Origin of the sequence: Atlanticothrix silvestris CENA357 (genome assembly GCF_016056295.1) — a bacterium.
In the GTDB taxonomy this organism is placed as follows: Bacteria; Cyanobacteriota; Cyanobacteriia; order Cyanobacteriales; family Nostocaceae; genus Atlanticothrix; species Atlanticothrix silvestris.
Window position 1 is genome coordinate 60,070 of sequence record NZ_JAECZB010000002.1, and the last position, 21,326, is coordinate 81,395.

At 40.5% G+C, this 21,326-nt stretch carries 17 protein-coding genes and 2 tRNA genes; 5 read left to right on the forward strand and 14 right to left on the reverse strand.

Annotated features, from left to right (window positions below):
- Positions 1-34 precede the first annotated feature (34 nt).
- The 4 genes from I8751_RS01540 to I8751_RS01555 form a co-directional block, all read right to left on the reverse strand.
- Positions 35-226 (reverse strand): hypothetical protein, encoded by a 192-nt coding sequence (locus I8751_RS01540; protein ID WP_214437410.1) that lies wholly within the window; start codon positions 224-226, stop codon positions 35-37.
- Positions 227-505: 279 nt separating this feature from the next.
- Positions 506-589 (reverse strand) — tRNA-Leu (locus I8751_RS01545).
- A gap of 117 nt (positions 590-706) precedes the next feature.
- Complete coding sequence (locus tag I8751_RS01550) at positions 707-1,825, reverse strand: alpha-hydroxy acid oxidase (protein ID WP_214437411.1); 1,119 nt, start codon at positions 1,823-1,825, stop codon at positions 707-709.
- A gap of 30 nt (positions 1,826-1,855) precedes the next feature.
- Positions 1,856-2,071, reverse strand: coding sequence for a hypothetical protein (locus I8751_RS01555; protein WP_214437412.1), 216 nt, complete (start codon positions 2,069-2,071; stop codon positions 1,856-1,858).
- 189 nt (positions 2,072-2,260) lie between these two features.
- Here I8751_RS01555 and I8751_RS01560 point away from each other — a divergent pair, with 189 nt between their 5' ends.
- Both I8751_RS01560 and obgE read left to right on the forward strand, forming a co-directional pair.
- On the forward strand, positions 2,261-2,932 hold the full coding sequence (locus I8751_RS01560; protein WP_214437519.1) for a Mo-dependent nitrogenase C-terminal domain-containing protein: 672 nt from the start codon (positions 2,261-2,263) through the stop codon (positions 2,930-2,932).
- A gap of 169 nt (positions 2,933-3,101) precedes the next feature.
- Positions 3,102-4,130: a GTPase ObgE gene (obgE, locus tag I8751_RS01565; protein ID WP_214437413.1), complete on the forward strand. Its 1,029-nt coding sequence runs from the start codon at positions 3,102-3,104 to the stop codon at positions 4,128-4,130.
- Between the two features lie 72 nt (positions 4,131-4,202).
- Here the strand turns inward: obgE and I8751_RS01570 are convergent, their stop codons facing one another.
- From I8751_RS01570 to I8751_RS01595, 6 genes are all read right to left on the reverse strand, one after another.
- On the reverse strand, positions 4,203-6,041 hold the full coding sequence (locus I8751_RS01570) for an ABC transporter ATP-binding protein (protein WP_214437414.1): 1,839 nt from the start codon (positions 6,039-6,041) through the stop codon (positions 4,203-4,205).
- Between the two features lie 46 nt (positions 6,042-6,087).
- A complete protein-coding gene (locus I8751_RS01575; RefSeq protein WP_318780278.1) occupies positions 6,088-7,044 on the reverse strand; it encodes a hypothetical protein in 957 nt (318 codons plus the stop codon).
- A 125-nt stretch (positions 7,045-7,169) separates the two neighbouring features.
- Positions 7,170-7,355: a lasso peptide gene (locus I8751_RS01580; protein WP_214437415.1), complete on the reverse strand. Its 186-nt coding sequence runs from the start codon at positions 7,353-7,355 to the stop codon at positions 7,170-7,172.
- Between the two features lie 125 nt (positions 7,356-7,480).
- Positions 7,481-9,505, reverse strand: coding sequence for a lasso peptide isopeptide bond-forming cyclase (locus I8751_RS01585; RefSeq protein WP_214437416.1), 2,025 nt, complete (start codon positions 9,503-9,505; stop codon positions 7,481-7,483).
- Positions 9,502-9,945 (reverse strand): lasso peptide biosynthesis B2 protein, encoded by a 444-nt coding sequence (locus I8751_RS01590; RefSeq protein WP_214437417.1) that lies wholly within the window; start codon positions 9,943-9,945, stop codon positions 9,502-9,504. Before I8751_RS01590 ends, I8751_RS01585 begins: the two co-directional genes overlap by 4 nt.
- Positions 9,929-10,243, reverse strand: coding sequence for a PqqD family peptide modification chaperone (locus I8751_RS01595; protein WP_214437418.1), 315 nt, complete (start codon positions 10,241-10,243; stop codon positions 9,929-9,931). The genes I8751_RS01590 and I8751_RS01595 overlap by 17 nt, the downstream gene beginning before the upstream one ends.
- Positions 10,244-10,834: 591 nt before the next feature.
- Between I8751_RS01595 and I8751_RS01600 the strand changes: the two genes are divergently transcribed.
- Both I8751_RS01600 and I8751_RS01605 read left to right on the forward strand, forming a co-directional pair.
- Positions 10,835-10,906: transfer RNA gene (locus I8751_RS01600), tRNA-Gln, on the forward strand.
- 446 nt (positions 10,907-11,352) lie between these two features.
- The gene (locus I8751_RS01605; RefSeq protein ID WP_214437419.1) at positions 11,353-13,563 is read left to right on the forward strand and encodes a polysaccharide biosynthesis tyrosine autokinase; all 2,211 of its coding nucleotides are present in this window, start codon (positions 11,353-11,355) and stop codon (positions 13,561-13,563) included.
- A gap of 61 nt (positions 13,564-13,624) precedes the next feature.
- Here the strand turns inward: I8751_RS01605 and I8751_RS01610 are convergent, their stop codons facing one another.
- Complete coding sequence (locus tag I8751_RS01610) at positions 13,625-14,104, reverse strand: hypothetical protein (protein ID WP_214437521.1); 480 nt, start codon at positions 14,102-14,104, stop codon at positions 13,625-13,627.
- Between the two features lie 369 nt (positions 14,105-14,473).
- Between I8751_RS01610 and I8751_RS01615 the strand changes: the two genes are divergently transcribed.
- Positions 14,474-15,760 carry a hypothetical protein gene (locus I8751_RS01615; RefSeq protein WP_214437420.1) on the forward strand — a complete coding sequence of 429 codons (1,287 nt, stop codon included), beginning with the start codon at positions 14,474-14,476 and terminating at the stop codon, positions 15,758-15,760.
- A gap of 95 nt (positions 15,761-15,855) precedes the next feature.
- Here the strand turns inward: I8751_RS01615 and I8751_RS01620 are convergent, their stop codons facing one another.
- The 3 genes from I8751_RS01620 to I8751_RS01630 form a co-directional block, all read right to left on the reverse strand.
- On the reverse strand, positions 15,856-17,001 hold the full coding sequence (locus I8751_RS01620) for a SpoIID/LytB domain-containing protein (protein ID WP_214437421.1): 1,146 nt from the start codon (positions 16,999-17,001) through the stop codon (positions 15,856-15,858).
- A gap of 222 nt (positions 17,002-17,223) precedes the next feature.
- The gene (locus tag I8751_RS01625; protein ID WP_214437422.1) at positions 17,224-19,458 is read right to left on the reverse strand and encodes a GumC family protein; all 2,235 of its coding nucleotides are present in this window, start codon (positions 19,456-19,458) and stop codon (positions 17,224-17,226) included.
- Positions 19,459-20,245: 787 nt separating this feature from the next.
- Positions 20,246-21,205 carry a ribonuclease Z gene (locus I8751_RS01630; RefSeq protein ID WP_214437423.1) on the reverse strand — a complete coding sequence of 320 codons (960 nt, stop codon included), beginning with the start codon at positions 21,203-21,205 and terminating at the stop codon, positions 20,246-20,248.
- Between the last annotated feature and the right edge of the window lie 121 nt (positions 21,206-21,326).

Here is a 21,326-nt window from a genome sequence, read left to right on the forward strand (position 1 = left end):
ATTTTGTATGTTTTAAGTAAAAAATCTGCTGACTCTATGATTTCGTACAGAAGAAAATATCTTCAGTCGCGGAAATTCTCATCTTTTCTACTTCCTCTGGACTTGCAAATTCCAGGGCTTTGATACGTTTGACGTTAAAGCCTGCATCAATTAGACGTTGCCCATAATCTTGTTTCCCATACCATCTAACATGATCGGTCTGACCAAACGCTTTTTGCCGTTCCATCTGATCTGTAATTGATGTATCTTTTTAACTAGTGTTAAAATACCTCGACAAAAGTAAAGTAACTAAAAATATGATAAATATCCTCTATCTAAAGGTAGAGAAATATCTTACTTCAGGTTGTTAAATTTATTCACCTAGAAAATGTTTGGCTATGGTTGGGAGATTAGCCACGTCTCAGTGATTGATTTTTAAGTCTTAATCTTAATCTTCTGACTTCACTGTTAAATCTAGATGGTTTTCTGATTGAAAAGTATTACTCAAACTAATGTCTTTAATAAGTGGGCAGGAGGAGAATCGAACTCCTATGACCGCAAGGTCGCCACATTTTGAGTGTGGTGCGTCTACCAGTTTCGCCACCCGCCCTTGGATGCAACTTTACTATTATAACTGTATTTAGTGATTTTGCAACAATCATTAAAATTTAATCTAAAATTTTTGGGGCAAATGAATGGTTTTAAGGAATTATTGTTTACTTAATCTCTAGATATTGACTGATTTTACCAAACTGAAGTCAATATCTTGTAACTGGGTACAGCCACTAAGGGACATGGCCACATTTAGCTCGTCTTGTAATAAAGAGATGATATGAGATACACCGACTTGTCCTCCTACCGCTAGCCCCCATAAAACAGGTCGCCCAATCAGTACTGCTTTAGCTCCTATTGCTAAAGCTTTGAGAATATCAGTACCTCGGCGGATACCGCCATCCATTAACACTTCTATTCTACTGTCTACCGCTGCTACTATCTCAGCTAGGGCATCTAAAGATGCGATCGCACTATCAAGTTGTCTACCACCATGATTGGAAACAACAATTGCTTTGGCTCCATACTCCACAGCATGCAAGGCATCATCTCCTCGTAAAATTCCTTTGAGTACCAAAGGCAATGGGCATATAGACTGCAACCATTCTAAGTCACGCCAAGTAACTGCTGGGTTAAGTTGCTGGGCAAAATAAGTAAATAACCCAGATTCACCTTGCTCATGGGAAATATCTAGCTTTGAGATAGTTGCAATATTAGCCAAATGCAAACCTGGCGGTAAGGCAAATTCGTTACGTTTATCTCTCTCCCGCTGTCCCAATACAGGAGCATCTACAGTTAAGCAAAGGGCTTTGTAACCTGCGGCGTAAGCTCTTTCTACTAAGGTACGAGTCAACCCTCGATCTTTGTGGATATATAGTTGGAACCATTGCACTGCATTACTTTGGTGAGCTACAGATGCAACTTCTTCTATGCTTTTAGTAGCCATTGTACTCAATATCATACCCACACCTGCTAATGCGGCAGCTTGTGCTGTGGCAACTTCTCCTTGTGGATGAGCCAGACATTGAAAAGCCATCGGTGCAATTAACAATGGTAGTTGCAGAGGTTGTCCTAAAATTGAGGTAGTGAGATTGCGATCGCTCACATCTACTAGCATCCTAGGCCGCAGTTTGACACGTTCAAAGGCAGCACGATTATCCCGTAGGGTGACTTCATCCCAAGCACCGCTGCTGTAGTAATCAACGGCCATCTGAGACAAGTGCTTTTTTGCTAGCTGTTCGTACTCAAATAAGTTAATCGGTTGGAAGTGATTTTTTGGTGAGAAATCTGTCATAGTCGCAGTCTATCGTATTAAACCATCAAATTAATTGGTAGTTATAAAATGGCAATGCACACTTGGTATTTTACTGGCTAACTTGCGTTGCCGTTGCGATCGCCAACTTAGACCCATAGCACCTGCGGTTAAAGAAGACCACAAAGTCGTAGATTCAGGTACAGACTTGAGATTAGTTAAACCATTATTAGAACTAGCCCAACCATACTGTAGATGGTCTACTTCCCAGTCTATTTTCTGAATCATAAATTTGTATTCTTTTTCTCTAAGAGACACTACACGTAGCTTATTTCTCCATAGGCGTGTGCGTCTACACAGATTGTTGAATCACGCAATCTTGATATCCAACCCCTAAGCGTTGAATCAACTGTGTAACAATTGAGCCTACTTAAAGGTAGCCTAGTAATGACAAAGGAAACCTTGAGGCGTGAGTTTATGACAATTGCCGTTCAATCCCCCTATAGCAGCGAACAAGTTGCTGCTTGGTTACGTGGACTGCTTACTGTTGCTTGGGCAGATGGTAACTTTGATGCCCAAGAACAGCAATCAATTGCTAGTATCACAAAGGATGAATTAGCTCCCAGTATTCAATGGGATTCGCTAGAGGTAATTACACCGGAAGAATTAGCCGCCATGTTGGGTAAAGGCACACCAGCAGCGGCCAATTTTTTACGTACAGCAATAATGGTAGCGATCGCAGATGGTACATATTCTGCCAGTGAAGATCAAGTTCTGCACCAATTGTGCCAAGCCTTAGAACAGCCAGAAACCTTACTAGAGTCTCTGCGTCATACCCTAGAACATCCAGAACAAATTACTGCCACAAACGATCTGACAAAGTGTCAAATCGATCAAGCACTCGACCCTCTACGCAACTGGCTGGATGGGTTGGATATTCAAGATCCCAGAGTTGCCCGTTTTTTATGTAAAATGATCCCTGCTCAGTGCCCCTTTGAACGGGATGTCACTTTGTTTGGACGCAAAATTGTTCACATTCCGCCCATGTGTAAGCTCAACCCTTTATATGAGCAACTTGTAGGGTTACGTTTTCGTGCTTTATCTTATTTAGCAGATGAATGTGGTGAAGATGTTTCAGCATATATTTAGTTATTAGGCCAGAGCCAACAGTCAATAGTTAATAATAAAAAAGCGGTCACACAACCCGATCGCTTCTAAACTGGTAAACAGAAGTAAGTTAAGCTCATCAGCATTTAAGTTGCATATCTAATTGTGTAGACCCTTAACTATCTATTGACTATTGACTATTGACTAAACCATGCAATTTATTGATCAAGCAGAAATTGAAGTTGAAGCCGGCAAAGGTGGCGACGGTATTGTTGCCTTCCGGCGGGAGAAGTACGTACCTGCTGGTGGCCCTTCTGGTGGTAATGGAGGACGAGGCGGTTCAGTGATTTTTGTCGCCGAGGAAAATTTGCAAACATTGCTAGACTTCAGATACAAACATCTTTTTAAAGCAGATAATGGCGGTCGTGGTGGGCCGAATAACTGCACTGGGGCAAATGGTAAAGATTTGATCATTGAAGTTCCTTGCGGTACGACTATTTATGATGCTGAAACTGGTGAACTACTCGGTGATTTAATTAAATCTGGAGAAAGATTGCGTATTGCCGCAGGCGGTAAAGGCGGATTAGGTAATCAGCATTTTTTAAGTAACCGTAACCGCGCCCCAGAATATGCCCTCCCAGGATTAGATGGCGAAAGAAAACTGCTACGTTTAGAGTTGAAGCTGTTGGCAGAAGTGGGGATTATTGGCTTACCAAATGCCGGAAAGTCTACCTTGATTTCATCTTTATCTGCCGCACGCCCTAAAGTTGCCGACTATCCCTTTACTACCCTGATCCCGAATTTAGGTGTAGTCAAGAAACCCACTGGTGATGGTACAGTTTTCGCTGATATTCCCGGATTAATTGAGGGTGCTTCCCAAGGGGTGGGTTTAGGACACGATTTCTTGCGCCATATTGAGCGTACCAGGGTACTGCTACACCTGATTGATGCAACTAGCGATGATGTAGTTAGAGATTACAATACAATTCAGCAAGAATTACAAGCTTATGGACGGGGTTTAGCAGAGCGATCGCAAATTTTGGCACTGAACAAAATTGATGCAGTTGATAAAGAAACGGTAGATTTAGAGGCGTTAGCTCTTCAGCTGAATCACCTCTCTTACTCCCCAGTTTTCTTAATCTCTGCGGTGACTCAAACTGGTATAGAGCCAATGTTACAAGAACTTTGGCGAATCCTTGATCAACTCAATGCGGCTGAAGAAGTAGAAGTGTTTGGGTAACTGAATTAAAAAATGTTCGTTCGTAGTGAGGACTTTAGTCCTGCCTTTAGGGACTAAAGTCCCTACTACAAACTAAATTAGGCTATTTTCAACTGTAGTTGCTGAGCCAGCCTGCATTTGATCCCGCCAAGACTGGGCATAAAGACCATCTATATTCAATAATTCTTCATGACTACCAGATTCCACAATCTGACCAGCACGCATCACGTGAATCATGTCTGCTTGCATCGCCAGTGTGAAGCGATGAGTAATCACGATCGCAGTTCTCCCACTAGCCAAACTCCGAAATCTCTCTAGCCAATCGTGTTCAGCCCAAGGATCCATAGCACTAGTTGGTTCATCTAAAATAATGATTTGGGCGCGTCTAAAAAAAGCCCGTGCGAGGGCGAGACGCTGCCATTGTCCACCACTTAAATCAGTCCCCTCTGGGAATAATTTACCTAACATGGTGTTATACCCTAAGGGCAAGCGTGAAATTTTTTCATGGATACCAGACGCTTGAGCCGCTGCTTCAATTTCTACTTGATTTGATGCTGCTGCTACATCACCCAAGGCGATATTTTCTTTGGCTGTAGTGTAGTAAGGTATTGGAGATTGGAACAAAACAGTAATTAACCGCCGCAGTTCTTTTACTGAAAAATCACGTATATCTATGCCATCGAATTCAATACTTCCAGAATTAGGATCATAAAAGCGGCACAGAAGCTTAATTAATGTGCTTTTCCCTGCACCGTTATCACCAACGATCGCCACAATTTTGCCAGCGGGTAACGTGAGGTTAAAGTTGTCTAATACTGCTTCTTGAGTGCCAGGATAACGAAAAGTAATTTGCCGAAATTTAATTTCCTGTTTCAGTGCTGATGGTGTAGGAATCGGGTTTGAGGGATTGATAATTTGGGGTTTTATTTGTAAAAACTCAAATAAATTTCCAATAAATAAGCTATTGCGATAAATTTGCCCCAAGTTACCTAACAAAGACTTGACAATACCCTGTCCTTGATTAAATGCTTGAAAAAATAAAGCTAAGTCTCCTAAAGTTAAAATTCCCAATAATACTTGTCGCCCCATCCAAGCTAGGGCAATTCCCGTAATAATTAAGGCAATAATTGCTGCAACAAAGCGACCTATAGTTTGATCTTTGAGGAATTTTAACTGTTCTTTTCTCAGTCGCCGACGCAGATTTTGATAAGACGATTGGAAGTAATCGGCAAAGTCAAATAATCTGACTTCTGCTGCCATAGTACTATTTGTCAGCAGATAATCGTAATACATCAGCCATCGGCGATCAGTTGTGGTGCGTTGTGACCATCGATACTGGGCTTTGTTGAGATATAGCAAAATAAAGAATGCTGGAAAGGCACTAATTACCAAAATGGTAGGCAGCCACAGTCCATAGGGAAGCAAAACCGCAGCCATCGCCAATAAAGTTACGCTGTTTTGCAATAAGCTACCAGTGCTTTCTAGTAAAGCGAGCGATCGCCCGCTAGCTCCTTCGCGGGCGCGGTTGAGTTTGTCGTTATACTCAGAGTATTCATAAAAGCCATAATCCACTGCCACTGACTGTTTATGAATTAAGCCACTGATGTGATCTTGTACCAATTCTGATTGAGCTGTGCGAATCCATTCTGAAGCACTATTTAACAACTCACCCACTAGCATAATGGCTGCCATTAACCCCACTGGTACAAGAATTTTTTGAATACTTGCCCCAGAAATGCCAGAACCGCTAACTTGTACTAAAGCATTGACTACTCGTGGTGTAAGAGAAATAGAAGCAGCGGGCAGTAATCCTTGAACCAGCAACAAAACCATCCACGCTAAAGTCCAATAACCAGAAGCATTCCAGACCAAACTGAGAGTTTTTAGCAAATGAGAAAGTACAGTATTAGCGCTGCGGAGTTTGCTGTTCAAGACTTTAAAACCCTATAAATTCTAGAATGATCAATCTACTTTGAGTCTATGGGACAGCTAATACTGAACTAGAAGTATCAAGATCTGTGCTGTCATTTTCCAAATCATTCTCAACTAATTTCACCAATTCGGGTAAGTCTGCTAAACAAGGCTTGCGAGTGAAGCGGCGGAAACTAACGTTTTTCACAAGCTCAGTAGAAAAACGTAGATGTGAAGTAACAAATTCTTGCTCTGTCACTGCCATTACAGCACGGGTATGACGTACCAATTCAATAAAGGCTTCCTGGGGTTTTAAACTGGCAATTTCGTGATTGGTTCCCTTAGACAGTACATAAATCCGGTGTAATGGCAGAGGATTCTGTTGGAAACTGCGATGAGGTAATTTGTAGGCTAGCTTGAATGAATTTTGGGAAACCAAAGATAAGCTTTCGGTATCGTGTCCCAAAGAAGCTGCGGCTTCTGGACAAAGTTTGAACTGAGGATAGGCAGGAAAAACGATCGCACGACCTGCGGTAATTTCCACGGGCATAACATCATCAGTTAAAGTATCATAACCCTGAGTGTGGAATGCTGCCGCTAAAGTCGACTTACCCCAACCAGAACCCCCCATAAATGCCACTGCTTTATTATTAATGTCAACACAGCTGGCATGGAGAACCAGCAGCCCTCGCTGTCGCAGTAATACACATAATATCGGCCCTAAAACTAGATTGCGGAGCAAAGCTGCTTCTATTCCAGGCAACGTATCAATAATAACTTCACGCCCCTGGGATATAACAAACTTACCAACTCCTGCTATGTCTCCTAAAAAATTGCTACCTTGATCAAATTTCGTCTCAGTCACAGCACTGCCAATCTTACCAAACCGTACAATAACATCTGGATTCCCCTGACTTTCAATCAGTTCCGGCAAGAGCAACTCAGAAGCAATGCATAAATTGTAGGCTTGATAAACTTTCATATCCTCTCTGCGACTCCGCGCCTCTGCGTGATAAAAATCCATCTTTGATGAAATGCCACAAAGACACACCATAAATTTGGTGATATCCCTGCGGCAATCTAATTAAATCGTTTTCACAAGATCAACTAAAAAGCTTGCAATTTTTCAGCTAGCTAGATGGATACTTGTTATTTATAGTAGAAGTCGATAGAACCGTCACCAGTCGCTGGTTGTCCAGTTGCAGGGTTGGTTGCGGGGCTAGAATTGCCACTAAAGAACAAGAAATCATTTTGATCGGATTGGCCAAACAGCTGTGTAATTTCTTCAACATTGCCATGAGTTGTTAAAGTGGGTGTGCTATATGGTTTTTTCATGATTAAAACTCCTCAGTTTGATTTTGTATGTGTATTTTGGGGTAGTACCCCTGAGATTTGGACTTACGGTGTATTTGGGTAGCAGAAAGTACTGCAAGCCACAGTTACAACCTGCCAAGGTGGATTTACAGCATCACTTGCTTGTAGTCGAGCCACAAAGCTAAGGTGACTGCTTGCCAAACAGCCATGCTATCTGCATTGCTAGCTTGATTGTCGGTTGAGATCAACCGTTGATAAGCTGCACGCAGAAAATCTATATCTATGAACTTTTCGATGTTTCCTAGTCGATTTAACATCACTTCATCCAAAAGCTGGCGATCGCGGTTCAACAAACCATCCACAAAATTTGCTGTTAAATCAGTTTTTCCCCCACGCCATTGCACCTCTTTTGGCAAAATACCTTCTAAAGCCCGACGCATCACCATTCGACCCCAGCCTTGGTATAGTTTTTGTTCAGCAGGTAATGCCAAACAAAATTCAATCAATCGTTTATCCATGAAAGGATGACGAGCTTCCACAGAAAACATCGCCGCATATTGATCCATCTGCTCTAAGGTGTAGGTTAGCAACCCTTGAGTGAGACTACGCCATTGCTCTTCTTTTACTGTCAAAGGTGGTAATGTAGAACCAGCTAATATCTGCATACGCTCATCCAAGCGAATGCGCTCTGCAAAGTCAGGGTTAACTAAAGAAGTTTGAGAGACAAGATGAGGAGATTTGTCTTGTTTACGCCACTGTCGCCAAAGTTGCAATATAGGTTCTAGAAGAGGTTTTATTCCGTGATGGATAACTAATAATTTACGGGAAACACCAAAATGTTGGTGAATTTGCTGTACTCCTTGAGCAAACGCTATCCATCGCCATTGTTTTGCTAAATCTCGCAGATATGGTAGACCATAACTTTGCAATACTGCGGCGTGTGAGACATTATGGTGTGGTGATAAGGCTTTTACTTCTTGGGCAAAAGTTTGCCACTTTCCTTGGTGTAGCAGTTCAGTTAGTCTAGTTGTGCCGTGACCAACAGTGGTATCGCCATCAAACCCATCCAAACAAATCCGCAATCCCATTTCCTGAGAAATCCGGTTTAAGTTCCAAGGATAAAAATGACTGGGGCCTAGTAAAGCTTCGTCTTCGTACTGGAAAATTTTGTCTAGGTCAGACAACGGACTAAATTGCTCACCATGAGCATAGTGGGGAATGAATCCCCCTTGATCAAGCACTGCATTAATGAAGGGACGCTCGTCACATTCAGTAATTTTGTCAAAAATAGTTGAGATGGTATGTAATTGAATTTTTTCTTCTTTTGCTAGTAGATTCCTTGCTACACAAGTAACAGCAGATGAATCTAATCCGCCGCTTAAATGACTAGCGATCGCAAAGGCGCTACGTAAGCGACAATTGACAGCCTCTATGAAAATTTTCCGAAATTCTTCTGCATAAGCTGCATTTGACTCTAACTGTAGTTCTCGCTGATCATCAAGTGACCAATATGACCATATATAAATGCCTGACTGATTGATAACCAGACTGTGAGCCGGAGGAAGTCGCAAAATGTCTTGGTAAGTGGTGATGGCTTTGTCTGTCATCATTAATGCCAAATAATCGGCAATTCTGACTTCGTTTAATCGTCGTGGTACGTCTGGTACACAAAATAGTGCCTTAATTTCTGAAGCGAATAAAAAAATTTGATTGGGTTGGTAATAATAATAAAAAGGTTTAATCCCAAAATGATCTCTGGCACAAAATAGAGATTGTTGGCGTTTATCCCAAATAGCAAAGGCAAAGTCACCTAAAAGATATTCTGGGCAAGATTCGCCCCACTTTTCATAAGCAGCTAATATAAATTCGCTATCTGTAATTTTTTCTATCGAACGCTCAGGCAGTTTTAATAATGCAATTAATTGATCGCGATTATCAATGCGAGCATCCGCAGTAATCACAAGATTGCCTGCTTGATTAATTAAAGGTAGTTTTTCTATTAAGGATTCAGGAGTTGTCCATAGCATCCGATGACCCAAACCAACAAACTCTTCAATCCAGATATCTGCATGATCAGGGCCACGATGGGCAAGTATATCAACCATCTTTTCTAGGTCTTGATGATTGATAGGATGACTGTTGAGATGATGAATGCCCATGATCCCACTCATAATTTCACTCCTGCAAGGGATGGTAGTGGCATATAGCGCGAAAGATCTTGGAGATTCCCCATGACAACCGATCCTTGATATTCGATCCATGCATGAGCTTCCAACTTTCCTGTTTCTGTTTTGGCAACACCAATCCGCAGTTCAGAAGATTGCCCGTGCTGATTCATTAAAACTTTGGTAGTCAAGGCACGCGCCAGGCATTTTACACCAGGGACATAGCGAGTTGCGGCATTGACAGCCCAGACAATTTTGCCTACAGTCACTTTGCTGAAAAATTGCGATCGCTCACGTGGCTGACTGATTTTTGTTAAAAGTTTGAGTAGTGTGTTAAACCGTAATAAAGATAGCCCTAGCCTGATGGCTACCAGTAAAATTAAGGTTTTGATTAAAAAATAGCGATCGCCTGCACTCAAGCGCAGGAAATTACGCGCTCGTCTCATTTTTAACCTCAATTAGTCCAGCAGCTAGCAGGTCTTTCAGTAAGGCGATGAGATCGCGATCGCAACGTTCAGCTTCGACTTCATATTCTTCTAAAAGGACACGCTGAATATCTTTTACAGACTTTGGTTCCTGAATCAAAGTCCATATCCTTGCGCCTATTTCGTTAAGTCCATGATAAATTCCAGTCTTGAGATGAAGAATCACTGCTTCACCACCGATATCTGAAAAGATTTGCTCTTTATCTGCTACTACCACTGAAGAGTCTAAGATACGGGTGCCTGATTCTGCAAATTTCATCTTTTCTCAATTCCCTGCGACTATCTTTCTCATACTTTGCATATTTATAGCAGTCATAAAAACATATCCTTGTACTTAGTTTAGACAGCACAAGATGTTTAACTGGAAAGTATTTTATTTCCAGATCTTTTGTATCTATAATACCTTGGATCTATGAGGAATTTTACTCATTGTATCCGAAAATTTATTGTACATACGTGTATTGCTTTTTAAAGCTAGATTTATGAAAAAAATACAAAGGTGTCAATTTTTGATAAAGTAAAAATGAGTCTGTGCTGTTATTAAGCTGTTAGTAATTAAATCTACATAGCCCTTTGATACACAGTATTTGGTAGTTGATATCCAATTAAGAATTTTACTGACTATTTTAAGTAATACTTTGATAATAATCTTTGTGTCTTGAAGCATAACAATAACTTATTTAAAAAATTGTTTTAAAAAGATTAGATAATTAAGGCTTAGTTGATCGCAATCCAGATCAAGCCTGCAAGCTCAACTCAATTAAATTAATATGGTTTTATCTGGAATTTACTCTGCAACTACTTGACATTACCCTAGGATAAACTGCTATATTAGTTAGGACGTTGACATTGGGGCGTAGCCAAGTGGTAAGGCAGCGGGTTTTGGTCCCGCCATTCCTAGGTTCGAATCCTAGCGCCCCAGTATATAGAAGGGTATACATTTTACCCTTCTTTTTTTATTTCATTAAAAATAAAATAGATTAAGAAAGACAGTATACTTATACTCAGATTAACTCGCTTTTGAATTATTGGCTGAGTGATAACCCTATACAGTTTTAATTCCACAGTTAGGTGCGCGAACAAGTTATTATAGGCAATGTTACTGTAGTCATACAGCATCAATCCTTATTAGCCTGTATTTTCAAGAAAATTGTAATCACAATCACGGGTACAATAACCCACTCTTTAACAAAACCTATAACATTAGGGTTGTTTGGACTATATAATAATCAGTCAATTCACTAGTTTGCCTAAATACAACGTCAGTCAAGGCGATCGCCCAAATGTCCAACTACCTAATACATACCGAATATTGTATCGGAGTGTTCGTCTGTTTAAAAAGTTTTGGTAGTTTAGTTTACAAATACTATGCTGAAGTCAGAGAAATACCCTCACCTATTGTTAAATTCTAACGCTGCTCAGTTCAAAGAAAGTGATGAGGGTGGGTTAAATCTGGGTCAAGTAGCAGCAATTCTGCGCCGCCGAATCTTATTAATTATAGGTATAACAGGCTTAATAGCAACGGCAGCAGTCTTAAAAGCAGAAACAGATCCTCCAGTATATCAAGGGACATTTGAAATTTTAACTAAGCCTGTAACTGGTGAAAGTAAGGTTATAGCCAATGTACCTCAAGCAATAAATTCTCAAGATGGGGTGAGCGCGGATGCGGATTCTAAAAACTCAATTTTTACCACGATTACAGTTTTACAAAGTCCGCGCGTCCTCGATCCCATTATTGAAAAACTGCAACCTAAGTACCCAGATTTAACTTACAAATCACTTCTGCTTGGTTTGAGCATTCAAAGTGCAGCAAAAAGTAACCAGATTTTAGCAGTTCAATATACTGACGAAGACCAACAGCAAGTTATTGATGTTTCAACTTTACTAGCTGATGCTTATCTCAAGTATAGTCTGGAGGAGCGCCAGTCAGATGTAGACCAAGCTATTAGTTTTGTTAATCAACAAAGAAAGCCGCTAGATGAACGGGTTAAATACTGGCAAAATCAATTGCGAAATTTGCGATGGGAAAATAGCTTAATTGACCCAGTACAGAAATCTCAAGAATTGTCTGAGCAAATTGCTGCTTTTCGGCAACAGCAAATAACTAATCGGGTGGAATTAGAACAATTAGTAGCCAGATATAATGATTTGCAAAAAGAATTAGCACAACAGCCAGGTGAGAGAGCTGGTAATTCCTTGCTGACTGAAAACGCCCGCTACCAAAACATACTGACTCAAATTCAAGAAACGGAAATTGAAACTAGACAACGAGCTGCCGTATTAACGGATGATAATCCATTAATGGAGACTTTAAGGCAAAGGAAAGCTTATTTACTTCCTTTGCTTACTGAAGAAGAAGTGCGTGTTCAAAAAGATTTTCAAAGCCGCATCCAGTCTTTGATAGCTCGTGATACATCTTTGAGCGATAAGATAAAAAATCTCAATAATGAGATGAGGGCATTAGCAACTATCAGCCGTAATCACGATAACATTCAACGAGAATTACAAATTGCCAATAACGGATTAACTCAATTTACAACCAAACAACAAGCGTTACAAATTGAGAAAGCTCAAAAGCAACAACCTTGGTTGTTACTTGATCCCAAACTAGCCACAGTAACTAATCCTAATCCTGTATCAAATAGCGCCAAATTAAACTTAGCGTTGGGCGGTATTCTAGGTTTGTTGTTGGGTGTAGGAGCAGCTTTAGTAGTAGATAAACTCAGTGATATCTTCTATACTGCCCAAGAACTGAAAGATACTACTAGACTTCCATTACTAGGCATAGTTCCTTTAAGAAAAGAGCTAGAGCCAGCAAGCGAAACCAATCTATCAAGAGAGTTACAACAACCAAATCGTGCTTCCTTTTTCGAGGTTTTCCGTTCTCTTTACACCAATATTTTGCTTTTGGGTTCAGATACCCCAATTCGTTCTTTGGTAATCAGTTCTCCAGGACAGGGAGACGGAAAGTCCACTATTGCTGTACAGCTAGCACAGGCAGCTTCCGCAATGGGTCAAAGAGTATTGCTGGTTGATGCTAATCTACGTAGCCCTAGTCTACATAATCGAGTAGGACTAATGAATGTTCAAGGACTGACAGATATCATTTCCCAAGATTTAGATTGGCACAATGTAATTGAGCGATCGCCTCTAGAAGAAAACTTGTTTGTAATGACTGCGGGGCCAATACCACCAGACTCAGTTAGGTTATTGGCATCTCAGAAAATGCAAGATTTAATGAATGAACTACAAGCTGATTTCGATTTAGTTATCTATGACACACCACCACTTTTAGGGTTTGCAGATGCCTATCTCTTAGCTGCAAATACTAACGGTATGGTGCTAGTGGCTGGTTTAGGTAAGCTAAAACGCACTGCGATGCAACAAGTATTAGAAGAGATTCAAGTATCTGGTACTCCCTTGTTAGGAATGATCGCTAATAAGTCTAAAGAGGGTACACCTGTGTCTCATCAATACTATCAGCAATATTACAAGCAGAGTGTGAGTGCTGAAAGGGTAGGTGAAGTTGTAGAAGTGGAAAGTAATTCTTCTGCTCTGAGAAGAATAAGACGGCCTTAGTATAGTGTAAATAAAAAGTCAAAAGCCAGAATTTTTTCTTACCTTTTGACTTTTTTACAACTCACTTATCAGGTGATTTTAAAGCCTGATCCAAAACTTGCCGAGCCTGTTCTGCCTTAGCTCGCGCCTCTTGGTAACGCAAATTAGCTTGGGCAAAATTTTTGAGAATTTTAAAGCCTTCTTTGAGGTGAGTAATTTCTTCTTCAGTTACTGAATTATCTGAGAACAAAACATCAACAGCCTTACGAATTTCCAATGCTTCAGTGCGTGATTCTTGAACTTTTAACTTGAGCGTAGCCAAGTTGTTTAGAACTTGGACAGCCTGTGTAATAGCGTCTTCAGCACTAGCAGATTCAGTAATTGCTTCCTTTACCTCAATTAATTGTTGAGGACTAAATCCCTCTTCTAATTCTGTGGATAGCTTACCCGCATCCATCAGTTCCATCAGCTGATCCATCGCTTTTTCACGGGCTTTCGCTGAATCTTTACCAGGAACGGTGAGAATGATTTCTGGGCTTTGAGCGAGAGTATACTGAGCCATATTTAGGACGGAAAAGTTGCTGGTTAACCAAGCCAAGGCAAACAATTCTAACATAAAAAACTCCACGAATAAGGGAATGGAGTTTTGTTAGTGGTCAGTGGTTAGTGGTCAGTGGTTAGTGGTCAGTGGTTAGTGGTTAGGAGTAAGGGGCAGAGAGTAGGGAGTAGGGGTTATAAGAAAGAACAAAGACAACCAACAACCAACAACCAACAACCAACAACTGATAACTGACAACTGACAACCAACAACCAACAACCAACAACCAACAACTGACAATTGACAACCAACAACCAACAACTAACCCGCCCAGCGTAAATAAAACTTTATACTTAAAAGAAGGCAAATGAATTTCAATAGGAGGGGAGAGCTATGGCTCCCAATCCCACCATCATGCAGGCTGTGGAAAAATTGGGCTACCGCGTTACCATTGGTGATGTGGCAACCCAGGCAGGATTAAATGTTGCAGAGGCTGGACAAGGGTTATTAGCCCTGGCATCTGATGCTGGCGGACATTTACAAGTAGCAGAAACTGGAGATATAGTTTACCAATTTCCGCGGAATTTTCGAGAAATTTTGCGTAATAAGTACTTGCAGTTGCGATTGCAGGAATGGTGGAAAAAGGTTTGGGGAATCTTGTTTTACCTCATTCGCATTTCCTTTGGAATTTTTTTAATTGCTTCTATTGCTTTAATTACTATTGCTATTATCATTATCCTCACTGCTCTTAACTCAGACCGTGACGGCGATAATAGAGGTAGTAGTTATGGTGGCGGCTTCTTTTTCTTTCCAGATTTGTTTTGGTATTTTAGCCCTAATTACGACACACGCTACCGAGAACGGCGACGCGGTAGGCAACAAGACAACAATTTAAATTTCTTTGAGGCTGTCTTTTCGTTTTTATTTGGTGACGGTAATCCTAACGCCGACTTAGAAGAACGCCGTTGGCAAGAAATTGCTGCTGTAATTCGCAATAACCGTGGTGCAGTTGTAGCAGAACAAATTGCCCCGTACTTAGACAATCTTGGTGAAAGTTATACACAAGAGTATGAAGATTATATGCTGCCCGTTCTGATCCGATTCAACGGGCAACCGGCAGTCAGTTCTGAGGGGCAGATTGTATATTACTTCCCAGAGATGCAGGTGAGTGCAACTAAAAAGTATCGTCAGTCGTTGCCAGTATACCTAGAAGAATCTCTTTGGCGTTTTAGCGCAGCCGATTCAGGACAAATTACCTTGAGTGCTGGATTGGGTATCCTGAATTTTGTTGGGGCATTAATACTAGGCAGTTTAATAAGAGATGGCACAGTTGCAGCCCAAATAGGTGGATTAGTAGCTTTTGTTCAAGGGATTTATTGGCTACTATTGGCTTACGGAATCGGTTTTCTATCCATACCATTGGGGCGTTATTTCTGGATTCAGTGGCGCAATAAAAAGATTGCTGCACGCAACCGCGATCGCCTGTCCAGGGCTAGAATATTGACAAACCCAGATGCAGGTTTACAGCACAAAATCGACTATGCCAGTCAGTTTGCCACAGAAAAAGTGATTGGCAAACAAGATTTAGTTTATTCTACTGAAACAGACTTAATCGAACAAGAAGTGGAGCGATCGGCACAAATTGACGCTGAATGGCAAAAGCGTTTAGATGAAGGATAGGGCATGGGGCATGGGAAAATTCTTATTCCTCTGCTGCTCTGCTCCTCTGCTCCCTGCCCCCTGCACCTTTTCCTCTGCTCCTCTGCTCTCCTTCACTACTTTGTTTGAATCGGTGTGAGGGCTACGCCTTGGTAATAATGTCCCAAAATTTGTAGATGGTTGGCTCCTTGTCGAGCCAAATTGTAAGCCCCCCATTGACTCATACCTAAACCGTGGCCATAACCAAGTCCTTGCAGTACAAAACCGCCATCTTTTCCCTTGGCGACGTTAAAGCGAGTGCTTTTAAGTTTGAGCGCAGTGCGTACTTGCTCGCCCTGTAGTACCTTTGTACCCTGATCACCAACGATTTTTAAGGCTTTAACACTGCGAAAAGGCGAGTAGCTCTGTGGAATCATCTCTTTGACATTACCCACGCCAGAAATTCTGGCGCTGATTTCAGATGGAGAGAAGGTTTTTACCCAATTACACTCACTGACATTTTGATCGTAGTCTTGAACAGCCCGCAGGTAAGGCAAAGCATTTCCCCACACATCTTCTACGTTTTCAGTGTGTCCCCCAGAACAAGCGTGGAAAACTGAGAGAATAATTCTGTTTTTGTAAGTTAGTACCTGCTTTGTTGTACCATCGACTGCGGCATAAGTACCAGGCGATTCGCTGATTACACCTTTGTAAATTTGCCAACGGTCGGGGCTAGCTCCTAAATCATAAAGGGGATTATTGCGCTGTTTTTCCCGTTCATAGAGGGCATAAGTACGGGCTGCGATCGCCTGGGCTTTGAGGGCTTCTTGAGGCCAGCTGGAATTCATTTCCCCACCAAGGACGCTGTAGAGATATTCTTCCATATCAACCCAGTTCACAGCTGTTAAGCCTTTTTGGGTGGGGACAACTAGAGTTCTACCGCGATACCAGCGATCGCCAATATAAACGAATCCTTTACCTGTTGGTTCAATCCAAAATAAACCAGACTGCCATTTATCTAAAGCAACTCCACCAGGAATAGCTTGGGCATAAAACGAACTCATCCCTGGCAATTGTCCAAGAGTTCGACCGGTACTATCTTTAACAACCGCAGTTGTAGAACTGCCAACTTTTACTTGATTAACTTCTCTTTGAATTGCTACACGCAGGATTACAGACGCTTGAGCTGGAGCGACCAAAGCTATCCAAAAGAAGATACCTATCCACCAATGACGTACTTTAATCTGGGAAAATAAAGAGCCTAAGTACAGTTGGAATTTCATGCTGATCATTTAAATCACAATTAGTATCTGTTTAATGCTTGCTCTGGACTATTGCATTTATTACTCAAGATAAGACAGTTCTCCCAGATGGAAGGTTGCCACTTCCTACTAATTATGCAGTGCATTTTGGTTAGCTGTCAGAATGCAATCAGCAAGACGCGATAAATCGCCGTCTCTACAGAAAATTTATTTGTCAATTATTTATTGACAGATTACTAGTCTCTAGCCCCTAGCCCCTATTTGAACATTACTCACTTCATTAGCGACAATTCCAATTAAATTCAACTGGCTTAAAATTCCTGTTGCTTGAATTAGTTCAGCTTGACTTACCTGACCAATACGCCCCACCATGATAATTCCATTACAAAGGGCTGCTAAAATTCTGGCATCTACTGTGCCTAAAATTGACGGAGCATCTATCAGTACGAGGTCATAAATTTGCTCAAAAAACTTGATTAGTTCTGTCATTCGCTGAGAACTAAGCAGCTTGACGGTATCTTCTGGTGTCGGGCCAGCAGTCAAAATATCAATTGCAGGATGAATTGGCTGGATATAATCTTGAGCATCGGTATTTGTCTCATCGACTAATAACAAAGATAATCCCCAGTCATTAGATAAATTTAGAGTTTTGTGCAGATGAGGATGCCTGAGATTGCCATCAATTAATAGTACCCGTCGATGCATGTGGGCAGCACTAGCTGCTAGCCCTAAAGCCAAGGTTGTCTTACCTTCCCCAGTTTGGGCTGAAGTCAACATCAAAGATTTGCAGGGAAAGGGATAATTTAATATTTGAATATTTTGGTAGACCATATCCAAGGTTTCGTGACAAGGCAACCAAGTGTTAGTTTCCACCAAAGAGGGAGCTAAGTTTCGCCGCCCGTTCATAGATAGACTAGGAAGGCGTTTCTTAGTATTATGTGGCGCTAGTTTTGGTATTAACCCCAGTAATCGCAGATTCGTCAGCTGTTGTAATTCTTGTACAGAACCAATGGTGCGATTAAACATCCCCCAAGTTAAGGCTACTGCAACGCCTAACAGTGGCCCAATGACTAGTCCTCCAACTAAAAGCAATAATCTGTTGTCATTTGCAGAGGGTTGTAAATGCGGCTCTTCTAACACCTGCCAATCAAATCCTCCTTGAGCAATTTTTAATCCCAAAGATTGCTGCGTTTGTAGTAGTTGCTCAAGGGTTTTGCGATGATTTTCTACTTCTGGTAGTAGACGGTTATACTCTGCTATCAGGCTGGGATATTTGCTCAGTTCAGAACGGATTCGCTGTTCGGATTCTGCTAAACTTTTTTCATTGGCAATTAGACCTAAAGAAGCTGTCTGCAATTGAATTAACTCTTGGAGTAGTGGCGGGTCAACTCCTACTATCTGCTTTGTTGTCAGTGGTGATTCTATATTGCTACTGTTTTTAATAGTTTTATCACTTAGCGATCGCTCCACCTCGCGCCGTAATAACTTCAGTTGACTCTGGCGTTGCTGCTCTAATACTTCTATTTTTGGAGATTCGTCTGTATAGCGCAACCGTTCCTTAGCCAGAGCCAATTCAGTCTTTTGCACTTCATTCAATAGCGATTGATAACGAGGTGACTGACTTAAACTAGCAGAAATGGCTGCGTTTTGCGATGAGACCGCCATTTTTTGCTCTAGGCTAGAATAGCGAGCTTGTACGTCTTGCAACTGTGCGCGAGTATTTTGTAGTTGGTTTTGAATGTCAGCTAGAGATTCTAGTAAGATTTTACTTTGGACTTCTGGATCTAGTAAATTATGTTTCTTGCGAAATTTTTCTAAATTTATTTCTGCTTGACTTAAGTCTTTTTTCACTTTAGGCAGGCGCGCATTAAAAAAAGCAAGCCCTTTCTTTAGACGCTCTTTTTGCTGTTCTATATTATATTCTTGATAAACTTTCTGTAGAGCTTGAAGTACTCTTTGGGCTTTAACTGGATCTGCGTCATTAAAAGAAATTTCAAATACTTGACTAGAAAACTGATTAACTTCTTTTCTATCTTCTAATTTAGTCACTTCTAGAGGTGGTTTTTTCCCATCCTCCGTTCTTCCTTTAATATTTTTCGACGTAATATTTGGATAATAAGGACGCAGCAAATCTACAGCTTGATTTATTAATTTAGAACTCAGCATTAGTTTCATCTGAGCATTATAATCAACTCCTTGAAGATTGAAGTCTGTCAATCCACTATTTGTATCTTTCTCGATCTCGTTTGACTGTGGTTCTTCATATAAGTTAGATTTTACCAGTATTTGCATGTAACTCTGGTAATCCGGTTTGTTATTAACAGCTAAAAGACTAGCAATTGACATGACCAAACAGGAAATACCCAAAATTAGAAAACGTTGGCGAATTAAAATTGTAGATAGTTTTTTAATGCCAGTCGCCCTTGTTGAAGAGTTAGTAACTAGTCGCTCTTGATTTAGATTCGTATTAGCCACCATTAAAACCCTCTAATATCGAAACAATATGAATGAAAGATTATGAGCAAATATTTGGAAGATGAATTCTTACAACCCTATAGACACAACAGCATACTAAATGTTTCTCTATGCAGCCATAAAGATTTTTTACAAGGATTATTCAAGAAACAATTGATACATGTTGTCTTTGTTATCTGAATAAACTCTAGCAAATGATTGATGCTGTTATTTTAATTTTGAGTATGAAATAAATGATTGCCAACCCTTTCTGGTAATCTTTAACATATCCTTAATAGCCAAATAATGCTATTTTTTAGTTATTTTTATACAATTTTTTGTATTACTATGACAGTATTAAATTATGCTGCGATCGCAGAACTATTAACTTGATGCATTTTAAAAGAATAGTATATAAACATACTCAAGTACAAATTATTAATCTTATCTAAAAACTGCTATTTTAAAACTCAATATTGGGTCTTACAAGGTAAATAGCAAATTGGCTCTTGCTAAGTTACTTAATTAAAAAAATAACATATCAACAATTGCAGATTTTTTTAAACATTAAATAATTTAAGTAGCTTTGTATAAAAAAGGTATAGAAAAGAATGATTAAATATTTAAATTTTTGTAAAAAAACCCAGCAGTGGCAGTATTTTTTAATATCTACAGAAAGTAGATAATATTACATTTTTTAGTTTGTATTGGCTCTTCTAAATGAAGATTTGATAAATTTATTTGATAATTTTCAGTTCCATAGTCACAGCGATCGCCACGTTAGGAGTGTCTGAGTTTTTTTATTCCCAGTTCAAACCCTGACATTAGTTAACTCTATTTGCCGTCGTCTGGGAACCTCATAAGTCATGAAATCATAAGCCATATCTGTATTGGGAAAAATTGCACGAGCTTCCTGGAGGAGATCCTTTAACTCCAAAGTATTTCCGGGAGCATAGCGGGGACTGAAATGAGTCATAATTAATCGCTTTGCTTTAGCAATTAAAGCTGTTTGCGCTGCCATCGTCGTTGTGGAATGTAAGCGCTGAAAAGCCAAATCTGCATCTTGATGGGCAAAAGTAGCTTCGTGAATTAAGACATCTGCATCCTGTGCCAGTTCGACTGCACCTTCACAGTAAACTGTATCTGTGCAATAAGCAATCTTGCGTCCAATTTCTGTAGGGCCACACAAATCTTTACCATTAATAACTCGTTCATCGGCAAGTGTTACTGTTTCACCACGCTTGAGTTGACCGTAAATACGACCAGCAGGAATTTGCAAAGCCTTGGCTTTTTCCACATCAAAGCGTCCTGCTCGGTCTTTTTCTGCTATACGATAACCAAAAGCTGGAATACGGTGATGCAAAAGACCACAGCTAACGGTGAACTCATTATCTTCATAAATTACACCGGGGCGGACAGCATGAACTTTAACTGGATAAGAAAAATGTGTATGGGAGTAACGTAAGGCCGCTTGAATATATTCATTTAATCCAGGTGGGCCATATATATCAACTCGTTCCACATTACCAGCCAAGCCGCAACTAGCAAGAAGTCCCATCAAGCCAAAAATATGGTCGCCGTGCATGTGGGTAATAAAAATTCGGGATAGTTGGCTACTTTTGAGGTCACTCCGTAGAATTTGATGCTGAGTACCTTCACCACAGTCGAGTAACCACAGTTCTGCCCGTTGAGGTAATCTTAAAGCAACGCTAGAAACATTGCGCGCTCTTGTGGGTACACCGGAACTAGTCCCTAAAAATGTTATCTGCACAGCGTTTTTTAGCCTTACCTCTTGCTCAATTTGCCGCTTTGTCTTTTATTATCATGCAATATTTTGGCGTACAAAGCTGGAAGCTAACACTACACTGAACCCGACAATTGGTTCAGGCTAT

Excerpts from the sequence above, each read along its gene's own strand:
- I8751_RS01595 (WP_214437418.1), bottom strand. The coding sequence starts at position 10,243 with ATGAAATTTGCAGAATCAGGCACCCGTATCTTAGACTCTTCAGTGGTA.
- I8751_RS01540 (WP_214437410.1), bottom strand. The coding sequence starts at position 226 with ATGGAACGGCAAAAAGCGTTTGGTCAGACCGATCATGTTAGATGGTAT.
- obgE (WP_214437413.1), top strand. The coding sequence starts at position 3,102 with ATGCAATTTATTGATCAAGCAGAAATTGAAGTTGAAGCCGGCAAAGGT.
- I8751_RS01575 (WP_318780278.1), bottom strand. The coding sequence starts at position 7,044 with ATGGATTTTTATCACGCAGAGGCGCGGAGTCGCAGAGAGGATATGAAA.
- I8751_RS01610 (WP_214437521.1), bottom strand. The coding sequence starts at position 14,104 with ATGGCTCAGTATACTCTCGCTCAAAGCCCAGAAATCATTCTCACCGTT.
- I8751_RS01615 (WP_214437420.1), top strand. The coding sequence starts at position 14,474 with ATGGCTCCCAATCCCACCATCATGCAGGCTGTGGAAAAATTGGGCTAC.
- I8751_RS01580 (WP_214437415.1), bottom strand. The coding sequence starts at position 7,355 with ATGAAAAAACCATATAGCACACCCACTTTAACAACTCATGGCAATGTT.
- I8751_RS01620 (WP_214437421.1), bottom strand. The coding sequence starts at position 17,001 with ATGAAATTCCAACTGTACTTAGGCTCTTTATTTTCCCAGATTAAAGTA.
- I8751_RS01625 (WP_214437422.1), bottom strand. The coding sequence starts at position 19,458 with ATGGTGGCTAATACGAATCTAAATCAAGAGCGACTAGTTACTAACTCT.
- I8751_RS01590 (WP_214437417.1), bottom strand. The coding sequence starts at position 9,945 with ATGAGACGAGCGCGTAATTTCCTGCGCTTGAGTGCAGGCGATCGCTAT.
- I8751_RS01585 (WP_214437416.1), bottom strand. The coding sequence starts at position 9,505 with ATGAGTGGGATCATGGGCATTCATCATCTCAACAGTCATCCTATCAAT.
- I8751_RS01550 (WP_214437411.1), bottom strand. The coding sequence starts at position 1,825 with ATGACAGATTTCTCACCAAAAAATCACTTCCAACCGATTAACTTATTT.
- I8751_RS01605 (WP_214437419.1), top strand. The coding sequence starts at position 11,353 with ATGCTGAAGTCAGAGAAATACCCTCACCTATTGTTAAATTCTAACGCT.
- I8751_RS01560 (WP_214437519.1), top strand. The coding sequence starts at position 2,261 with ATGACAATTGCCGTTCAATCCCCCTATAGCAGCGAACAAGTTGCTGCT.
- I8751_RS01555 (WP_214437412.1), bottom strand. The coding sequence starts at position 2,071 with ATGATTCAGAAAATAGACTGGGAAGTAGACCATCTACAGTATGGTTGG.